Origin of the sequence: Methanococcus aeolicus Nankai-3 (assembly GCF_000017185.1) — an archaeon.
GTDB classification, from domain to species: Archaea; AGJL01; Methanococci; order Methanococcales; family Methanococcaceae; genus Methanofervidicoccus; species Methanofervidicoccus aeolicus.
This window is the reverse complement of record NC_009635.1, coordinates 104,073-120,153: the sequence shown is the minus strand read 5'-3', so window position 1 is coordinate 120,153 and position 16,081 is coordinate 104,073. Positions and strand designations below refer to the sequence as shown.

The following is a 16,081-nucleotide window of genomic DNA, read 5'->3' as shown; positions in this document are numbered from 1 at the left end:
TTAATATTTTAATATTTTTCTTTTAATTTTTTCTTCCAACTCATGTCAATATCTATGCTGCCACCTTGAAATTCTCCAATATCAATATCTCCATAGGTGTCTTCAATATCTCCTTCAATTTCCATATATATCATTTTCAAATCATCAATGTTATTTTCATCAGTTTTCCAAAGTCCTCTTTGATATGCCTCTAACAATCTTCTTCCAATTTCCTCCATTGCATATGGATTATTTTCTCTAAAAAACTCTTTATTTTCTTCATTTTTTACAAATGTATTATATATTTCTTCAAAAATCCAATTATCAACTTCTTTTGTTGTAGCACTCCAACCAAATACTCGCCCAACTCTTTTTGATATATCTCCCGCTCCTTTATATCCGTGTTTTTTCATGCCTTCAATCCAATTTGGATTTAATAATTTTGTTAATGAAACCCTTTCTATCTCTTCATTTAAAGTTCTAATGCCTACTTTATCGGGGTTTCTTGTATCTCCATAATATGATTTAACCTCTTTCTTTGATATAACCTTTGCAGCATTTGTTAATCCTCCGTGGGTTCCAAAATAACCGCAACACCCAAATAAATCATATTCATCGCTAACAGTTTTATTAAATGTTAAATCAACACTTTTTAATATATTTTCAAATGATTTCTTTGCATTATCCCCAAATATGCCTTTTCCATAGGCATAAGAATTCCACATCATAAAGGCATCTTTTAAATCCTCTTCATTTTCCCATGCACTTGAATATATGGCATATTTAACACCATTTCCATAAGTTCCGGGTTTTGAAGAAAATATTCTATATGTCGCCTCTCTAAATGATAAACCATTATCTAAACCTTCCATAACATGTTTTTTAACAAAATTCATCTCACTGGGTTCGTCAAGCTTTGCAACCTTTGATATTGCCTCATCTACAATGTCCATGCAGTTCGGAAAGTTATCCCTTAAAATTCCACTTACTCTCATAGTGATATCAATTCTTGGTCTATTTAGCTCTTCTAATGGAATTATTTCAACTCCAACAACCTTTCCATGCTTCCATTTTGGTTTTGTTCCCATTAAATGAAGTATTTGAGCCATGCCTTCCCCATCAGCCCACATAATATCGGAACACATCCAATATATTGCCACATTTTCGGGATAAGAATTATTTTCAGTTAAATATTTATCAATAATATGTTCGGCAAGTAAAACTCCAATTCTATATGCTGATTTTGTTGGAACTTTGTATGGGTCCAATGAATAAAAATTCCTTCCAGTTGGCAATATATCGTCTCTTCCCCGTGTAATTAATCCAGATGGTCCTGGCTCAATATATTTTGCATCAAATCCATTTAACAGACTTTCTATCTCTTTTGAATCTTCAATTCTTTTGTTTAGGTCAATTATTCTATCTTTTAGTTCTTTATCTTCTATATATTTATCTTCAATATCTTCATTGTTTAGTATTTTGCCTATATTTTCTTTTAGATTTTTATTATTCCTATGGTCAAACTCCAAAATAGAGTTTATAAATTCGATTCTTTTATCGTCCTGTGGGAGCTCCCCAAAAATATGCATTCCATCGTTGCATTTAGAGGTTTTTATCATTTCCAAAGTATTCCTTAAATCAGAATATATTTCATTAAAATTATTGTGCAATGATTTATTGGCATCATTTTCAATGCTTTCTATTATTTCCTTAATTTTTAATAAATTGGTTTTTTTAACCTCTTCGATAATTAAGTGCTCTAATTGATGCCTTTTTGAAATATCCATCTCTTTTAAATATTCATTTACATAATTATCCAGCGTTTCCAATTCACTATAAAAAGCATCAATCATAACGGTTTGCATATGACTAATTAATGTTGCGGAGCTCCTTCTTTTTGCAATGGTTCCTTCTGGCGGATTGTCCGAATTATAAATATACAAATGAGGTGTATCATTTATACATATATCTGGATAGCATTCATTAGATAGTGCTATATTTTTCCCGGGCAAAAATTCTAAACTTCCATGGGTCCCCACATGAACAATTACATCTCCAATCTCATTAAAATACTTATATGTGGCCATATATTGGTGAGTTGGAGGACATTCTGGGTCATGAAGTATTTTACATACATTTCCATCGCATCTTGCACCAGCACAGCCCCTTTTTGGCTGAACACATAAATATATATTTCCAAATTTTAAACCAGTGATTACAATTTTATTTTTATTGTTCTCATCTTTATAAACCATAGATGCAGGAATATCTTTTCCATTTAAATCTCCCCAAGTATCCAATATTTTATTTTTAACCTTTTTTGGAAGTGTGTTAAAATAATCCATATATTCCATTTCGTCCATTAAATGCAGAGCTCCCCCTTTGGAAATTATCTCATTTACAGTAGTCCATCTAAATTCTGATATTGCCTTTTTATCTAAAATCATTTTAACTAATTCATCTCCATCTTTTGGAATATTCTCAATACAATATCCTTCTTCCTTCATTTTGTTCATAATATTTATCATACTTTGAAATGTATCTAAATGTGCAGCACTTCCAACTGTTGCCTCAACAGAAGCACATGCAGCATTATGTAATACAAATATTACTTTTTTATCCTTGTTCTGCACATTTTTTAAATCAATCCATTTTTTTATTCTATTGACAACTTTATCAATTCTATCTTCAATCGGTTTCTTTTTTTCTAAACTTCCATTTTTCTCTGTTGTCCCAATAATTATTGGTTCAATTACTCCTTCAAATTCAGGTAAAGCCACATTCCATCCAATTTCGGAAGATAATCCTTGTATATTTTCCTTCCATTCATCGTATGATTTATAATAACTCATTATAGGGTGGAAAACAGGAATATTTAATTTTTTTAATATATTTACTCCTGTTATTTTCTTTAATGTAGATTTATTCTTAACTGTACCCAATGGAAACGACAATAAATTTACCATTGCATCTATTATAGGTTTATCTTCTTTAAAAAAATAATTTAAAATACACTGCCCACTTCCCAATGCCCCTATATATTCATCTTTTGCCCCATAGGTAAATACTGGAATAATATTAAAATATTTGTTTAGTCTATTTATTAGCTCATCTATAACTTCCAAATCTTCATTTACAAGATAGTGCCTTGAAAATAAAATGCCAACAGTATTTTTATTAGAAACAATATTTTTATTATTTTTTAGATAATCGTTTAAATCTTCATAAATTTTTTCTTTATAATAAATACCTTGAAATGGCAGTTTATTTGGTTCATTATATTCAATATCTACTCCCAAATTACTATTTGATATTAAATATAATATTAAATTTTTAAAGTTTTCAATACCTCCATATGTTGTATATATGTAGGCATTTGAAGATAATTTAGAATTCCAATAAGATGGGTCTTGACCTGTTATTATTAAATTTTTAAAATTAAATTCAATGTTATCATCGTAAAAATCATCGGCGGAAGTTCGATACATAAAAACAATATCGGAGTTTTTAGCATCATTTGAAAAATCATCAAATCTGTCAGATATATCTCTTGTGGAGTAAAGATTTAGATTAATATTTATACCATATTTATCTTTAAGTTCTTTTTTTAATAAATTGTATGAGTTATTTATTATGGAACAATATGATGCCCACATTATTATTGTTATATTAATATCCTGTTTTTTATATTTAATAATACTTTTTTTATTATTTTTCATACTATCACCATAATATATTAATATAATTATTATAACATTATTAAAAAATAACAGTTAATATTATATATATGTTATCATTATTATAATGATTAATAATGATGAATTATAAAAATCATGCATAATTATAAAAATAATAAAAGGCAATAAAAAATAAAATAAATAATTAAAATTATATTTAATATATGGAAAACATAATTTAAAAAGAGGTAATTTTATGACAATGGTATTTCCATTTACGGCAATAGTAGGACAGCAAAAAATGAAAAAGGCACTAATTTTGAATGCTATTAATCCAAAAATAGGCGGAGTATTGATTAGAGGAGAAAAGGGAACAGCAAAATCCACAGCAGTTAGGGCATTGGCGGAGCTCCTACCTGAAATTGAAATTGTAAAAGGATGTTCATTTAACTGTAATCCATATGGAGATATGTGCGATATATGTAAAGATAAACGGAAAAATGGAATGCTAAAAACAATTAAAAGAAAAATGAAAGTTGTAGATTTACCAATAGGAAGCACAGAGGATAGAGTAATTGGAACGCTTGACATAGAAAAAGCCATTAAAGAAGGAGTAAAGGCACTGGAATCAGGAATATTGGCAGATGCCAATAGAAATATACTGTATATAGACGAAATAAATTTATTAGATGACCATATTATAGATATTCTTTTAGATGCGGCGGCCATGGGTTGGAATACTATTGAAAGAGAGGGAATAAATATCAAACATCCATCTAAATTTATACTGGTTGGAACAATGAACCCAGAAGAGGGAGAATTAAGACCTCAAATATTGGATAGATTTGGTTTAATGGTTGATGTAGAGGGATTAGATGATGTTAAACAAAGGGTTGAAGTTATAAAAATGGTTGAAGAATTTAACAAAAATCCAGAGGAAGTTTATAAACAAAGTGAAGAAGAAAATATTAATTTAAGGGAAAAAATAGAAAATGCGAGAAAAAATTTAGACAGTGTAAATATTAGTGATGATTTATTGGAATTAATTTCAAAAATTTGTATTGAGTTAAATATTCCTACAAATAGGGCAGATATTACTGTGGCAAGGACTGCAAAAACCATAGCCTCATTTAACAGCAAGGATTATGTTAGTATCGAGGATATTAAAGAGGCATGTGATTTAGCACTACCCCATAGAATGAGAAGAAAGCCTTTTGAGCCTCCACAATTAAATAATGAAAAAATAGAGGAAATGATAAATAATTTTGAAAATGAGGAAAATGAAAAAGAACAAAATGATAAGGAGAATGATTTAAAAAAAAACTAAATAATAATGAAACAGAACAGGATAATGGTGATGAAGAAAGCGAGGAAAACGAAAAAGACGAAAAAACAGAAGAACAAGAAAAACCCGAGAATGAACCGAATAATCAAAATAACGATAATAAAAACAGTGATAGCAACAATAACGATAATAACGATAATAAAAACAGTAAAGGCAATCAAGAACAGATATTTAATGCAAATGGAAATATAAATCCAAATATAATAAAAATAAAAAAGAAAGATAATATAAATAGATATTCAAGCGGAAGGCAGGTAAAAAGTATTAGCAAAAAGGGGAGATATATAAAATACAAAATCCCAAGAGGAAAAACCTCCGATATAGCTTTTGATGCTACTTTTAGGGCCAGTGCATTATATCAAAAGGATAGAAAAGAAAAATCCGACAATAAAAATATATTAATACATATTAAAAAGGAAGATTTAAGGGAGAAAGTTAGAGAAAAGAAAATTTCAACAAATATACTTTTTGCCGTAGATGCAAGTGGTTCCATGGGGGCAATGAAAAGAATGGAAGTTTCTAAGGGGGCAATTTCATCTTTATTAATGGATGCATATCAAAAAAGAAATAAAATTGGAATGATTTCATTTAGAAAAGAAGAAGCTGAGCTTATTCTTCCATTTACTTCATCGGTTGAATTGGGAGAAAAACTACTAAGAAATTTACCGACGGGCGGGAAAACACCACTTTCAAAGGCATTTTTTAACTCTTATGAAGCAATTAAAAATGAGATAAGAAAAAATCCAAATATTATTCCAATAGCCCTATTTATAAGTGATTTTAAGCCAAATGTTGCTATGAAAGACGATTATATAAAAGAAGTTTTTGATATTTGCGAAAAGTTCGCAGAAGATGAAATAACCGTTATATTGGTGGATACTGAACCAAAATCATTTATAAAAATAGGAATTGGGGAAAATCTTGCTAAAAAATATGGTTTCGAATATTATAAAATAGACGATTTAAATGTGGGTGATATTGTTGGAATAGTAAATAATTTGGCGATAGGTGGTAATATTGATAGATAATTCTATCGCATCTAAAATATTTGATATATCAATTATTTTAAATTCCCTAAATATATCTCTGATATATACAATAAAAATAGGCATAATTGTATTATCATCAATGTTTATTTTAAATTATATTATAAACACAGGCATAATGAAAAAATTTTTAGAATTAATGAAACCGTTGAAGAATTTAAAGATAAATCCTCTTTCATTATATTCTATTTCTATATGTTTTTTTAGTCCAACTGTGGGATATTCCATTTTAGCGGAAGGATTAAAAGATGAAAAACTAACTAAAAAGGAAATAATTGGGAGCTCCCTTGCAAATTCATTTCCATCGGTATTGTCTCACACAATTACTTTTTTTGTACCTGTTGTAATACCAATACTTGGATTAACTGGGGTATTTTATATCTTGATTAGGCTGGGCGTGGCATTTATAAAAAGTATCATAGGATTGGTTTATTTAAGGTTGGTTTCGCAAAATGTGGATTTTGACATACCTAAAACAGATAAATTAAATAAAAAAGAAAATATAAATAAATCATTTAACAGCACTTTAAAATTCTCAAAAAAATTAATTCCAATAATGTTTATAACAATGTTTCTTGTAATGTATTTATCTAAAATTGGATTTTTTGACTTGATAACCATATTTATTAGTCCATTAACAGACCAATTAGAATTAAATCCCAATGTTGGCTTGGTGGCATTAACTGAAACAGTAAATGTTCAAAGTGCTATTATTATGGCAGGAGGATTTTTGAAAGAAAGTATATTAACGACAAAGGAAGTTTTGATTGGGCTTGTAATTGGAAATGTTATAACGCTATCTTCTAAATATGCCAAACATTCATTACCATTACATGTTTCATTATTTGGAGCTAAATTTGGAACTAAAATTGTCATGATAAATGCCATGATTACTTTGTTAATTGATATTTTAATAATAATTGGTATTATGATATATCCATAATCCATATTTTGTATTTTAGTAATTAACACAAATATAGCTCCTATATAATACATAATAGAAATAATATGCCATAATAAAATATAATAATAATAATACAGAAATCTGGACTGACCATATTTGGTGTAGAAATGAGGAAAAAATATTTAATATTAAAAATAACCAACAGATGTAATTTAGATTGTATTTATTGTTATAATATGGGACATAAGATAAATAAAAACATGGATTTTACGACTGCAAAAAATTCAATAGATTATATTTTAAATGATGGAACGGAGCTCCTAAAAATTCAATTTACAGGTGGCGAACCACTTTTAAATTTTGAGCTAATAGAAAAGGTAATATCATACTGTAAAAAAGAATATAAAACTAAAAATATTTCCTATGCAGTTCAAACAAACGGAACATTATTAAATAATGAATTAATTAAAAAAATTAAAGAGTTAAACATAAAAATAGGTATTAGTATCGATGGAATGGATATTAATGATACTTTAAGACCATATAAAAATGGGAGACCATCCACATTGGATACTTTAAAAGGAATATATTTATTAAAAAATAACAGCGTTCCTTTTGGAATTACAACAGTAATTACAAACAAAAATTTGCCCCATATGGTTGAATTTATTCAATATTTAATTGCGTTAGGGATTAAAAGTATTAGTTTTGATTTATTAAAGCCAAAGCAAAAAGAACATTTAAATTTAATGCCAAATGAAGAAGAATTCAATAAAATTTTAAAAGAATTAAAAAACTATCCCATTTACATAAAAAATCTCCAAAAAAGACCAAAAGGCAAATATTGTTTTTTAAATACTGGGGATTTGTTATTTGTTAATGAATTTGGGGATATTTACCCATGCCCTACGATGGAAGGCTATTTTTATATGGGAAATATAAATAAAGATAATGAAAATAATATAAAAAAAAATATAAAAAAATTTGAAGTTAAAAATAATAAATGTTTTGCAAGAGAATATTTGATAAAAAAATTTTAAAAAATTATTTTTATCTTTTTCCTGCTTCTTCCACCATTAAAAGAGCACAATATTCTCCACATACACTACAAGCATCTTCTTCTTTTGGCGGGAGCTCCTCTCTCATTTTTTTAGGTTTATCGCTATCAATAGATAACTCAAATTGTTTTTCCCAATCGTGATTTTTTCGAGCAATTGCCATTTCTTTTTCTTTTGCCCATGCCTGTTTATTGCCTTTTGCAACATCTGCAACCTGTGCGGCAATTTTTGATGCAATTAATCCTTCTCTTACATCGTCTTCATTCATTAGTCTAACATGCTCCGCAGGAGTTACATAACATAAAAAGTTAGCTCCACTATATGCTGCAAGAGCTCCACCAATTGCAGAAGTTATATGGTCATATCCCATTGCCAAATCTGTTGGAAGTGGCCCCAATACATAAAATGGAGCATTTTTACATAGGGTTTTTTGAATCTTCATATTTGTTTCCACATTATTTAATGGCACATGTCCCGGACCTTCTACCATTACTTGAACTCCCGCTTCTCTACATCTATCTACTAACTCTCCCAATACTATAAGTTCTTGGATTTGTGGTCTGTCTGTGTGGTCACATAAACAGCCCGGTCTCATTCCGTCCCCTAAACTAAGTGTAACATCATGCTCTTTTAACATTTCAAGAAGGTAATCAAATTGACTATATAGTGGATTTTCTTTTTGGTGGTGCATTATATATGCCGTAATATATGCTCCTCCCCTACTAACAACACCCATAATTCTATCATCATTATTTAATGTATCTATGGTATGTTTGGTAATTCCACAGTGGAGAGTCATAAAATCTACTCCTTCTTTTGCCTGTCTCTCTATTGTGTTAAATATAATATCCTCATCAAAATCAATTACTCTACCATATTTATTTTTTGATTCTATTCCTATTTCATACATTGGCACAGTTCCTACTGGTAGTGTAGTATTTTTTAATATTTGCTTTCTAATTTCTGGGAGCTCCCCGCCTGTGCTTAAATCCATAATAGCATCGGCACCGTATTCTTCCGAGATGATGGCCTTTCTAATTTCCATATCTATATCTATACAATCCGTTGATGTTCCGAGATTTACATTTACCTTAGTTTTTAAATTGTCCCCTATTCCAACTGGTTTTGTGTTTCTATGTATATTTTTGGGGATTACTACGAATCCTTTTGCCACCCATTTTCTTATTTTTTCTACGGCAATATTTTCTTCTTTTGCTACAAATTCCATTTCTTTTGTAATTATATTGTTTTTTGCATCTGTCATTTGAGTCATTATTAAACACCGTAAATTACATTATTATAAATTACAATTATAAAATTAAACAAAATTGATAATCCATCATACTAATATTTAAAAAATATATCCTATAAAAAGTTATTAGATTATTAAAAAATAAATTGAATATATTCGTATATATCAATTATTAATATATTCTTTAAAACAAATTTCTTACTTTTTCGTCTGATTTAATAACTTTTTCTTTCTGTTTTTCTCTAAATTCTACTAATTTTTTACTTACTTCCTCATCACTTATGGCAATTATTTCAGCTGCCAATATTGCTGCATTGTCTCCTCTATCGATTCCAACGGTTGCTGTTGGTATTCCTGGTGGCATTTGAACGCAACTTAAAAGAGCATCCATTCCATCCAATTTACTTTCAACTGGAACAGCTATTACTGGTTTTGTTGTTAAAGCCGCTACAACTCCGGGGAGATGTGCTGCAAGTCCTGCAATTGCTATAAATACTTTTGCCTGGCTATTTTTCATAATTTCTTCAACTAATTCTGGTGTTCTATGTGCTGACGCCACTCTCACTTCAAATGGAATTCCAAATTCTTTTAATAGGGGAGCTCCCTTTTCTGCTATTTTTAAATCGCTTTCACTACCCATAATTATTGTAATCATATTATCACGACTCCATATTTTTTTACCATATTAATTCATAATATATACTTTTTTAATATATAAATGTTTGATAAACTGATACCCATATATAATATAAAAATAAAATTATATAATAAAGTATATGCTAAAAGTATATAATATTAGATAAATAAAATACAAATATTAAATGGAAAAATACCTACCAATTTCAAAAAAAATTAAAGAAAATTATCAAATATTAACAGGGGTTAATATGGAACAAACATTGGTATTACTAAAACCAGATTCAGTCGAAAGAAAACTAATAGGTAAAATCATTCAACGATTTGAGAATAAAAACTTTAATATTACAAATTTAAAAATGATTACTATGAATCGGGAACTCGCGGAAAAACATTATGAGGAACATCGTGGAAGAGATTATTTTGATAAAATTGTATCATTTATGTGTTCTGGAAGAATTGTGGCAATGGTAATAGAGGGAGAAGGAGTTATAAAATCTGTTAGAAAAATGGTGGGAAAAACCAATCCATTGGAAGCAGAAGCAGGAACTATAAGGGGAGATTATGGATATACCACACCGGCAAATTTAATACATTCTTCAGATTCGGAAGAAAGTGCTAAAAGGGAAATAAATTTATTTTTTTAGAAAATTAATTTTATATATTATTTTTTTAGAATCTTACTCATGGATAAACAGTTGTCCGCTAAAGTCTATAAATATATTCTTTTGGCATATTAGAATAAACTTATTGAATACATATCATTAACTTGGTATTAATTATTTTAATAATGATAATAGAAAATTTTATATATTATGTATTTTTTAATATATATTCAGTGTGATATTAATTCACAATGAATTAAAATTAAATGATAAGCATTTTTAAATAATTTATCTGCCATATGGTGGTATTATGAAAAAACTAGAAGTTCTTTTATTAACTGGTCGTTCCGTCTGGCAGGGAGAGGGAATGGAATCAGGGAAAGAAGGGCAAAAATATAAAGAAGCCTGCACAAAATTGGATATGAATCCAGCAGATATGGCTAAATTGGGGTTGAAAGACCACGACAAAGTATTGTTATCTAGCAAATATGGGGAAATAGTTATGGAGGCAGTGACTGCTAAGGAGGAGCTCCTCGAAGGAATGGCATATGTGGCATATGGAACCTGGGTAAATGTAATAGTTAATCCAAGAACCGAAGGTACAGGAATGCCATCTTTTAAGGGGACCAAAGTAACTATTGAACCCACAGATAAAGAAATAATAGAAAATTCCCTTGAAGTGATGGAACAGGCATATTTATAAAAGCTAAATTCTTTCAGATGAATCTTATGCCCGGCATAAAAATAATTATATATTTGTAAAGCAAATATCTGGGATTTTTTCCGTCCGAAAGTATGGTATGTTCGAGAATTCCTTGCAATGCATATATTGTGGGATTTTTTATATATTGCCCAATTAATCATGGCATATATAATATATTTTTCGAACGCACTGTAAAAACTCTTAAAGTTTATAACTATATAAATTGGTGAAAAAATGGAGATAGTTAAAGATGTTGTATGTCCATTTTGTGGGTGCCTATGTGACGATGGAGAAGTGATGGTAGAAAATGGGGGCGTAACCGGAACAAAAAATTTATGCAGAATTGGCCATGCAAAATTTATGCATTCAGCCCATAAAAGTAGCAGGCATTTAGACCCACATATTAGGCAAGAAAATGGAGAATTAAAAAAAGTTGATATGGATACAGCAATTGAAGAATCTGCAAGAATTCTTGTTGAGGCAAACTGGCCCATATTATACGGGTGGAGTGCTACATTATGTGAATCCCAGCAAAAAGGAATAGAATTAACAGAACTTGTAGGGGGCGTATTTGACAATACCGCGGCAGTCTGTCATGGACCTTCACTTTTAGCGGTTCAAGATAGGGGATACCCAACATGTTCATTGGATGAAGCTAAAAATTATGCGGATTTAGTATTTTATTGGGGGTGTAATCCAGTTCATGCCCACCCAAGACATATGAGCAGGTATTCAATACATGCAAGAGGGTTTTTTAGGGAAAAAGGAATACATGACAGAACTATGATTGTAGTGGACCCGAGAAAAACCGACTCTGCGAAAATGGCAGATATTCATATACAACCATATCCAGGTACTGACCACATTCTAATTAGTGCTTTGAAAATGATATTAAATGGAGTAGAACCACAACAAGATGTAATTGCAGGAGTTCCAAAAGAGCAATTATATGAATTAGTTGATATTGTTGGGAAACACCAATTTTCAGTGGTATTTTTTGGCATGGGACTTACTCAAAGCAGAGGCAAACATAGGAATATTGATAATGCAATTACATTAATTGCGGATTTAAATAAACATATAAAATCAGTTCTTGTGCCTATGCGAGGTCACTATAATGTTGCAGGTTGTAACATTGTGGCAGCTTATGAAACAGGTTATCCATTTTGTGTTGATTTCTCAAAAGGATATCCGACATATAATCCAGGAGAAAGTTCAACAATAGATATGCTCACAAGTGAATCTGCTGATGCCATGCTTGTTTGTGGTGCCGACCCAGGTCATTCATTCCCTAACAAAGCCGTGGCCAGTATGGCAAAAATGCCAGTGATAAATATAAATCCAGTGATTAATCCCACCGACCCCGTATGTGATATAATAATACCTTGTGCATTCGGCGGAGTAGAACATGCAGGAACAGGCTATAGAATGGACTGTATGCCCATGAGATTAAAAGAAGTAGTAAGCCCCCCTGAAGGAATAATAAGCGATACAGAAATACTTAAAAAAATAATTTTAAATGTTAAACAAATGTTATAATAATATGGTAAGGGGATGCCAGATATAGAACATATATTTATTTTTTTATACTTGATTTTTAGGGAGCTCCTAAAATATTTTTAATTTTTTATATATATTATTTTTTTTAGAATTATAGTTAATCTTCGGTCGTTTTCACTAAACCAAATTATGATTAAAAGCTAAAATCACTACGATATTATTAAAAAACGAAAATATATTCATAATAATTGGAACGGATAAGAGACAGTTATTGAATATTAACTATATACTCAATTGAGGAAATTTTGTCATTTAAATTATATCCCACAATTTGGTTTTAAGTGGTATATATAGGTTATGATTTAATTTTAACTATAATATTATATATATCACATATAATATTTATATTATATATTAAAATATATAATATACATACCAATAATATTAATAGGTGATTAAGTGACAGATTGGGAACCAAAAATAATAGGGTTTTGCTGTAACTGGTGCACATACGGTGGAGCAGACACCGCAGGAGTAGGTAGAATGCAATACCCTCCAAGCATTAGAATAATTAGAGTGATGTGTTCCGGAAGAATTGAACCCTCTTTAATTTTAAAAGCATTTCATGAGGGTGCTGATGGTGTTTTTGTAGGTGGTTGCCATTTAGCAGATTGTCATTATGATTCTGGAAATTACAAATGGAGAAGAAGAGCGATATTTTTAGAAGAATTACTTCCCGAACTGGGTATTGAACCAGACCGATTTAAATTTGAATGGATTTCAGCATCAGAAGGAGAAAAATTCCAAAAAACCATGGCTGAAGTATATAATACCGTAAAATCATTAGGCCCTTTAAAATTAAAAGATGAATTAAATAAAGAATAATTGTTAGAAAACCGAATAATAATAGATAATAAACTAAAATAAAAATAGTCATAATTGGTGGTAAAATGGTAAAATTAGCAACAACATGGCTTGGATGTTGTTCTGGATGCCATATAAGTTTTTTAGATTTACATGAAAAACTTTTAGAAGTATTGGACATGGTTGAGCTCGTCTGTTGTCCAGTTTTAATGGATGTTAAGGAGATTCCAGACAATATAGATATTGCCTTAATTGAAGGTGGGATTAGAAATAAAGAAAATGAAGAAATTGCAATAGAAATGAGAAAAAAGGCGAAAATTGTTGTAGCATTTGGAACTTGTGCAGTATATGGGGGCGTCCCAGGTTTGGGGAACCTACATTCTAATGAAGAGATATTGGACAAGGCATATAAAACAACACCCTCAACAGAAAATGAAAAAGGCATAATTCCTAATGAAGAAATCCCTGAATTAACATCAAGAGTTAGGCCTCTACCTGATGTAATTGATGTGGATTATATTATTCCGGGATGTCCGCCAGAACCTGAACTAATTGCAAAAATATTAATTGCATTGGTGGAGGGAAAAACACCAGAACTGGAAACAACAAACTTGTGCGAATTATGTTCAAGAAAGAAAAGTGAGGAAGGAGTTTCAATTGATACATTAAAACGAAATGTTAAGGGAGCTCCCGAACCAGAAAAATGTTTGTTGGAACAGGGGTATTTATGTATGGGGCCTGCTACAAGGTCCAGCTGTGGCGCAACCTGTCCGGGTGTAGGTGTGCCTTGTTCGGGATGTTATGGGCCCACGGATGTTGTTGTAGACCAAGGTGCAAAAATGATTTCAGCATTATGTTCTGACTTTGGAATTGACAATGATAAGGAAACAGACCCTACAATACTCCCCAAATCAATAAGCGATAAAATGGGATGTTTTTACAAATTTACATTACCTAGTGCTTTAATTCCAATTAAATTAAAAAGATAAATGGTAAAATTATAAAATAAATAAAATAAATAATATGTGGTGACATAAAATGGTAAAATTATCAGTTGAGCCTGTTACACGAGTTGAAGGACATGGCAAAATAACTGTGTCTTTTGACGAAAGTGGAGCTTTGGATACAGTTCATTTTAATGTGGTGGAAGTAAGAGGTTTTGAAAAATTTATGGAAGGAAGATATGTGGAAGATGCACCAATATTGACCCCGAGAATCTGCGGTATATGTCAAGTTTCTCACCATTTAGCAAGTGCAAAAGCCGTGGATGAAATATATGGAGTAAAGATTCCAGAAACCGCAATGCTTTTAAGAAATTTGATGCATCAAAGTTCAACAGTTCATAGTCATGCCCTTCATTTTTATGCTCTTGCGGCACCTGATTTAATGTTTCCTACAACGGACGATATATTAAAAAGAAATTTAATGGGCATGGCAAAAGAACATCCCGAAGTTGTTAAAGAAGCAATTGAATTAAGAAAAATAGGCCAAACTATTGTTAGAGTCGTCGGTGGAAGAGCAATTCACCCCTGCACAGCAGTTGTTGGAGGGCAGTCCATATCATTAAGTGAAACTAAAAGGGATGAATTATTAAAATTATCAGATAGGGCGGTTGAGTTATCTGAAAAATCGATCGAAATTGGAAAAAAATTAATTGAAAATATAAAAAATAATGATTTATTGGATATCGGATACTTTGAATCCTATCATGCCGGAATGGTAAATGATGGCACACATGAATTATATGATGGAAAAATTAGAGTATGCGATTCAAAAGGAAAAACAGCTTATGAATATAATCCATCAGAATATTTAAACTATATTGCCGAAGGAGTTAAACCATATTCTTATTTAAAATTCCCATACTTAAAAGACCTCGGGGAAGAAGAAGGCGTTTATAGGGTAAATACCCTATCAAGGCTCAATGTAGCGGACAGAATGGCAACACCCCTTGCACAAAAATATTATAAAGAATTTATCGAAGAATATGGAGAACCATGCCATTATCCGGTGCTATTTAATTATGCAAGATTAATAGAAATGCTTTCAAGTGCTGAACTAACGAAAAAATTATTAGAAAATGATAAAATCGTTGATACCGATATAAAGGCAGAACCTAGTGGAGATGTAGTTGGCGAAGGTGTCGGATGTGTTGAAGCACCAAGGGGGACATTATTCCACCACTTCAAAACAGATGATAAAGGAGTTATTACCGACACAAACTTAATTGTGGCAACAACTCAGAATAATCCTGCAATGGACATCGGAGTAAAAAAAGTAGCTGAAAAATATATAAAAACACCCGAAGATGCAACACCAAATATTTTAAATTATATGGAAATGGTAATTAGAGCTTATGACCCCTGTTTATCTTGTGCCACACATGTTATAGGAGATTCTGGTGGTAGTGGCCTTATATTGGAAACATATGAAGAAAATAAATTAATTAAATCAGTTCGAAATTAATTAAAATTAATAAAATAAAAAAATTAGTAAAAATAATATATAAATA

At 30.4% G+C, this 16,081-nt stretch carries 13 protein-coding genes; 10 read left to right on the top strand and 3 right to left on the bottom strand.

Annotation, left to right across the window (positions count from 1 at the left end; genetic code table 11):
• Positions 1-8: 8 nt before the first annotated feature.
• On the bottom strand, positions 9-3,698 hold the full coding sequence (cobN, locus tag MAEO_RS00550; RefSeq protein WP_011972833.1) for a cobaltochelatase subunit CobN: 3,690 nt from the start codon (positions 3,696-3,698) through the stop codon (positions 9-11).
• 214 nt (positions 3,699-3,912) lie between these two features.
• Between cobN and MAEO_RS00545 the strand changes: the two genes are divergently transcribed.
• The 4 genes from MAEO_RS00545 (at position 3,913) to MAEO_RS00530 (ending at position 7,991) form a co-directional block, all read left to right on the top strand.
• On the top strand, positions 3,913-4,983 hold the full coding sequence (locus tag MAEO_RS00545) for an ATP-binding protein (protein ID WP_011972832.1): 1,071 nt from the start codon (positions 3,913-3,915) through the stop codon (positions 4,981-4,983).
• 509 nt (positions 4,984-5,492) lie between these two features.
• Positions 5,493-6,029, top strand: coding sequence for a vWA domain-containing protein (locus MAEO_RS08125; protein WP_011972831.1), 537 nt, complete (start codon positions 5,493-5,495; stop codon positions 6,027-6,029).
• Entirely contained in the window at positions 6,019-6,990 is a 972-nt protein-coding gene (locus MAEO_RS00535; protein WP_011972830.1) for a hypothetical protein, read from the top strand. The genes MAEO_RS08125 and MAEO_RS00535 overlap by 11 nt, the downstream gene beginning before the upstream one ends.
• A gap of 128 nt (positions 6,991-7,118) precedes the next feature.
• Positions 7,119-7,991 carry a radical SAM protein gene (locus MAEO_RS00530; RefSeq protein WP_011972829.1) on the top strand — a complete coding sequence of 291 codons (873 nt, stop codon included), beginning with the start codon at positions 7,119-7,121 and terminating at the stop codon, positions 7,989-7,991.
• Positions 7,992-8,001: 10 nt separating this feature from the next.
• On the opposite strand, the gene thiC is transcribed toward MAEO_RS00530, so the two are convergent.
• Together thiC and purE are read right to left on the bottom strand one after the other, a co-directional pair.
• A complete protein-coding gene (gene thiC, locus MAEO_RS00525; protein ID WP_011972828.1) occupies positions 8,002-9,282 on the bottom strand; it encodes a phosphomethylpyrimidine synthase in 1,281 nt (426 codons plus the stop codon).
• A 163-nt stretch (positions 9,283-9,445) separates the two neighbouring features.
• The gene (gene purE / locus MAEO_RS00520) at positions 9,446-9,916 is read right to left on the bottom strand and encodes a 5-(carboxyamino)imidazole ribonucleotide mutase (RefSeq protein WP_011972827.1); all 471 of its coding nucleotides are present in this window, start codon (positions 9,914-9,916) and stop codon (positions 9,446-9,448) included.
• Between the two features lie 232 nt (positions 9,917-10,148).
• On the opposite strand from purE, the gene MAEO_RS00515 reads away from it, so the two are divergent.
• The 6 genes from MAEO_RS00515 to MAEO_RS00490 all read left to right on the top strand — a co-directional run bounded on the left by MAEO_RS00515 (position 10,149) and on the right by MAEO_RS00490 (position 16,035).
• A complete protein-coding gene (locus MAEO_RS00515; protein ID WP_011972826.1) occupies positions 10,149-10,544 on the top strand; it encodes a nucleoside-diphosphate kinase in 396 nt (131 codons plus the stop codon).
• 268 nt (positions 10,545-10,812) lie between these two features.
• Positions 10,813-11,205, top strand: coding sequence for a molybdopterin dinucleotide binding domain-containing protein (locus tag MAEO_RS00510; RefSeq protein WP_011972825.1), 393 nt, complete (start codon positions 10,813-10,815; stop codon positions 11,203-11,205).
• 234 nt (positions 11,206-11,439) lie between these two features.
• Complete coding sequence (locus MAEO_RS00505; RefSeq protein ID WP_011972824.1) at positions 11,440-12,744, top strand: formylmethanofuran dehydrogenase subunit B; 1,305 nt, start codon at positions 11,440-11,442, stop codon at positions 12,742-12,744.
• Between the two features lie 420 nt (positions 12,745-13,164).
• A complete protein-coding gene (locus MAEO_RS00500) occupies positions 13,165-13,590 on the top strand; it encodes a hydrogenase iron-sulfur subunit (protein WP_011972823.1) in 426 nt (141 codons plus the stop codon).
• 65 nt (positions 13,591-13,655) lie between these two features.
• Positions 13,656-14,558 (top strand): NADH-quinone oxidoreductase subunit B family protein, encoded by a 903-nt coding sequence (locus MAEO_RS00495; protein ID WP_011972822.1) that lies wholly within the window; start codon positions 13,656-13,658, stop codon positions 14,556-14,558.
• A 49-nt stretch (positions 14,559-14,607) separates the two neighbouring features.
• Positions 14,608-16,035 carry a Ni/Fe hydrogenase subunit alpha gene (locus MAEO_RS00490; RefSeq protein WP_011972821.1) on the top strand — a complete coding sequence of 476 codons (1,428 nt, stop codon included), beginning with the start codon at positions 14,608-14,610 and terminating at the stop codon, positions 16,033-16,035.
• The last annotated feature ends 46 nt before the right edge of the window (positions 16,036-16,081 follow it).

Bases quoted from the DNA above. Each gene is read 5' to 3' on its own strand.
- cobN (WP_011972833.1), bottom strand. From the start codon at position 3,698: ATGAAAAATAATAAAAAAAGTATTATTAAATATAAAAAACAGGATATT.
- MAEO_RS00545 (WP_011972832.1), top strand. From the start codon at position 3,913: ATGACAATGGTATTTCCATTTACGGCAATAGTAGGACAGCAAAAAATG.
- MAEO_RS08125 (WP_011972831.1), top strand. From the start codon at position 5,493: ATGGGGGCAATGAAAAGAATGGAAGTTTCTAAGGGGGCAATTTCATCT.
- MAEO_RS00530 (WP_011972829.1), top strand. From the start codon at position 7,119: ATGAGGAAAAAATATTTAATATTAAAAATAACCAACAGATGTAATTTA.
- thiC (WP_011972828.1), bottom strand. From the start codon at position 9,282: ATGACTCAAATGACAGATGCAAAAAACAATATAATTACAAAAGAAATG.
- purE (WP_011972827.1), bottom strand. From the start codon at position 9,916: ATGATTACAATAATTATGGGTAGTGAAAGCGATTTAAAAATAGCAGAA.
- MAEO_RS00515 (WP_011972826.1), top strand. From the start codon at position 10,149: ATGGAACAAACATTGGTATTACTAAAACCAGATTCAGTCGAAAGAAAA.
- MAEO_RS00510 (WP_011972825.1), top strand. From the start codon at position 10,813: ATGAAAAAACTAGAAGTTCTTTTATTAACTGGTCGTTCCGTCTGGCAG.
- MAEO_RS00505 (WP_011972824.1), top strand. From the start codon at position 11,440: ATGGAGATAGTTAAAGATGTTGTATGTCCATTTTGTGGGTGCCTATGT.
- MAEO_RS00495 (WP_011972822.1), top strand. From the start codon at position 13,656: ATGGTAAAATTAGCAACAACATGGCTTGGATGTTGTTCTGGATGCCAT.
- MAEO_RS00490 (WP_011972821.1), top strand. From the start codon at position 14,608: ATGGTAAAATTATCAGTTGAGCCTGTTACACGAGTTGAAGGACATGGC.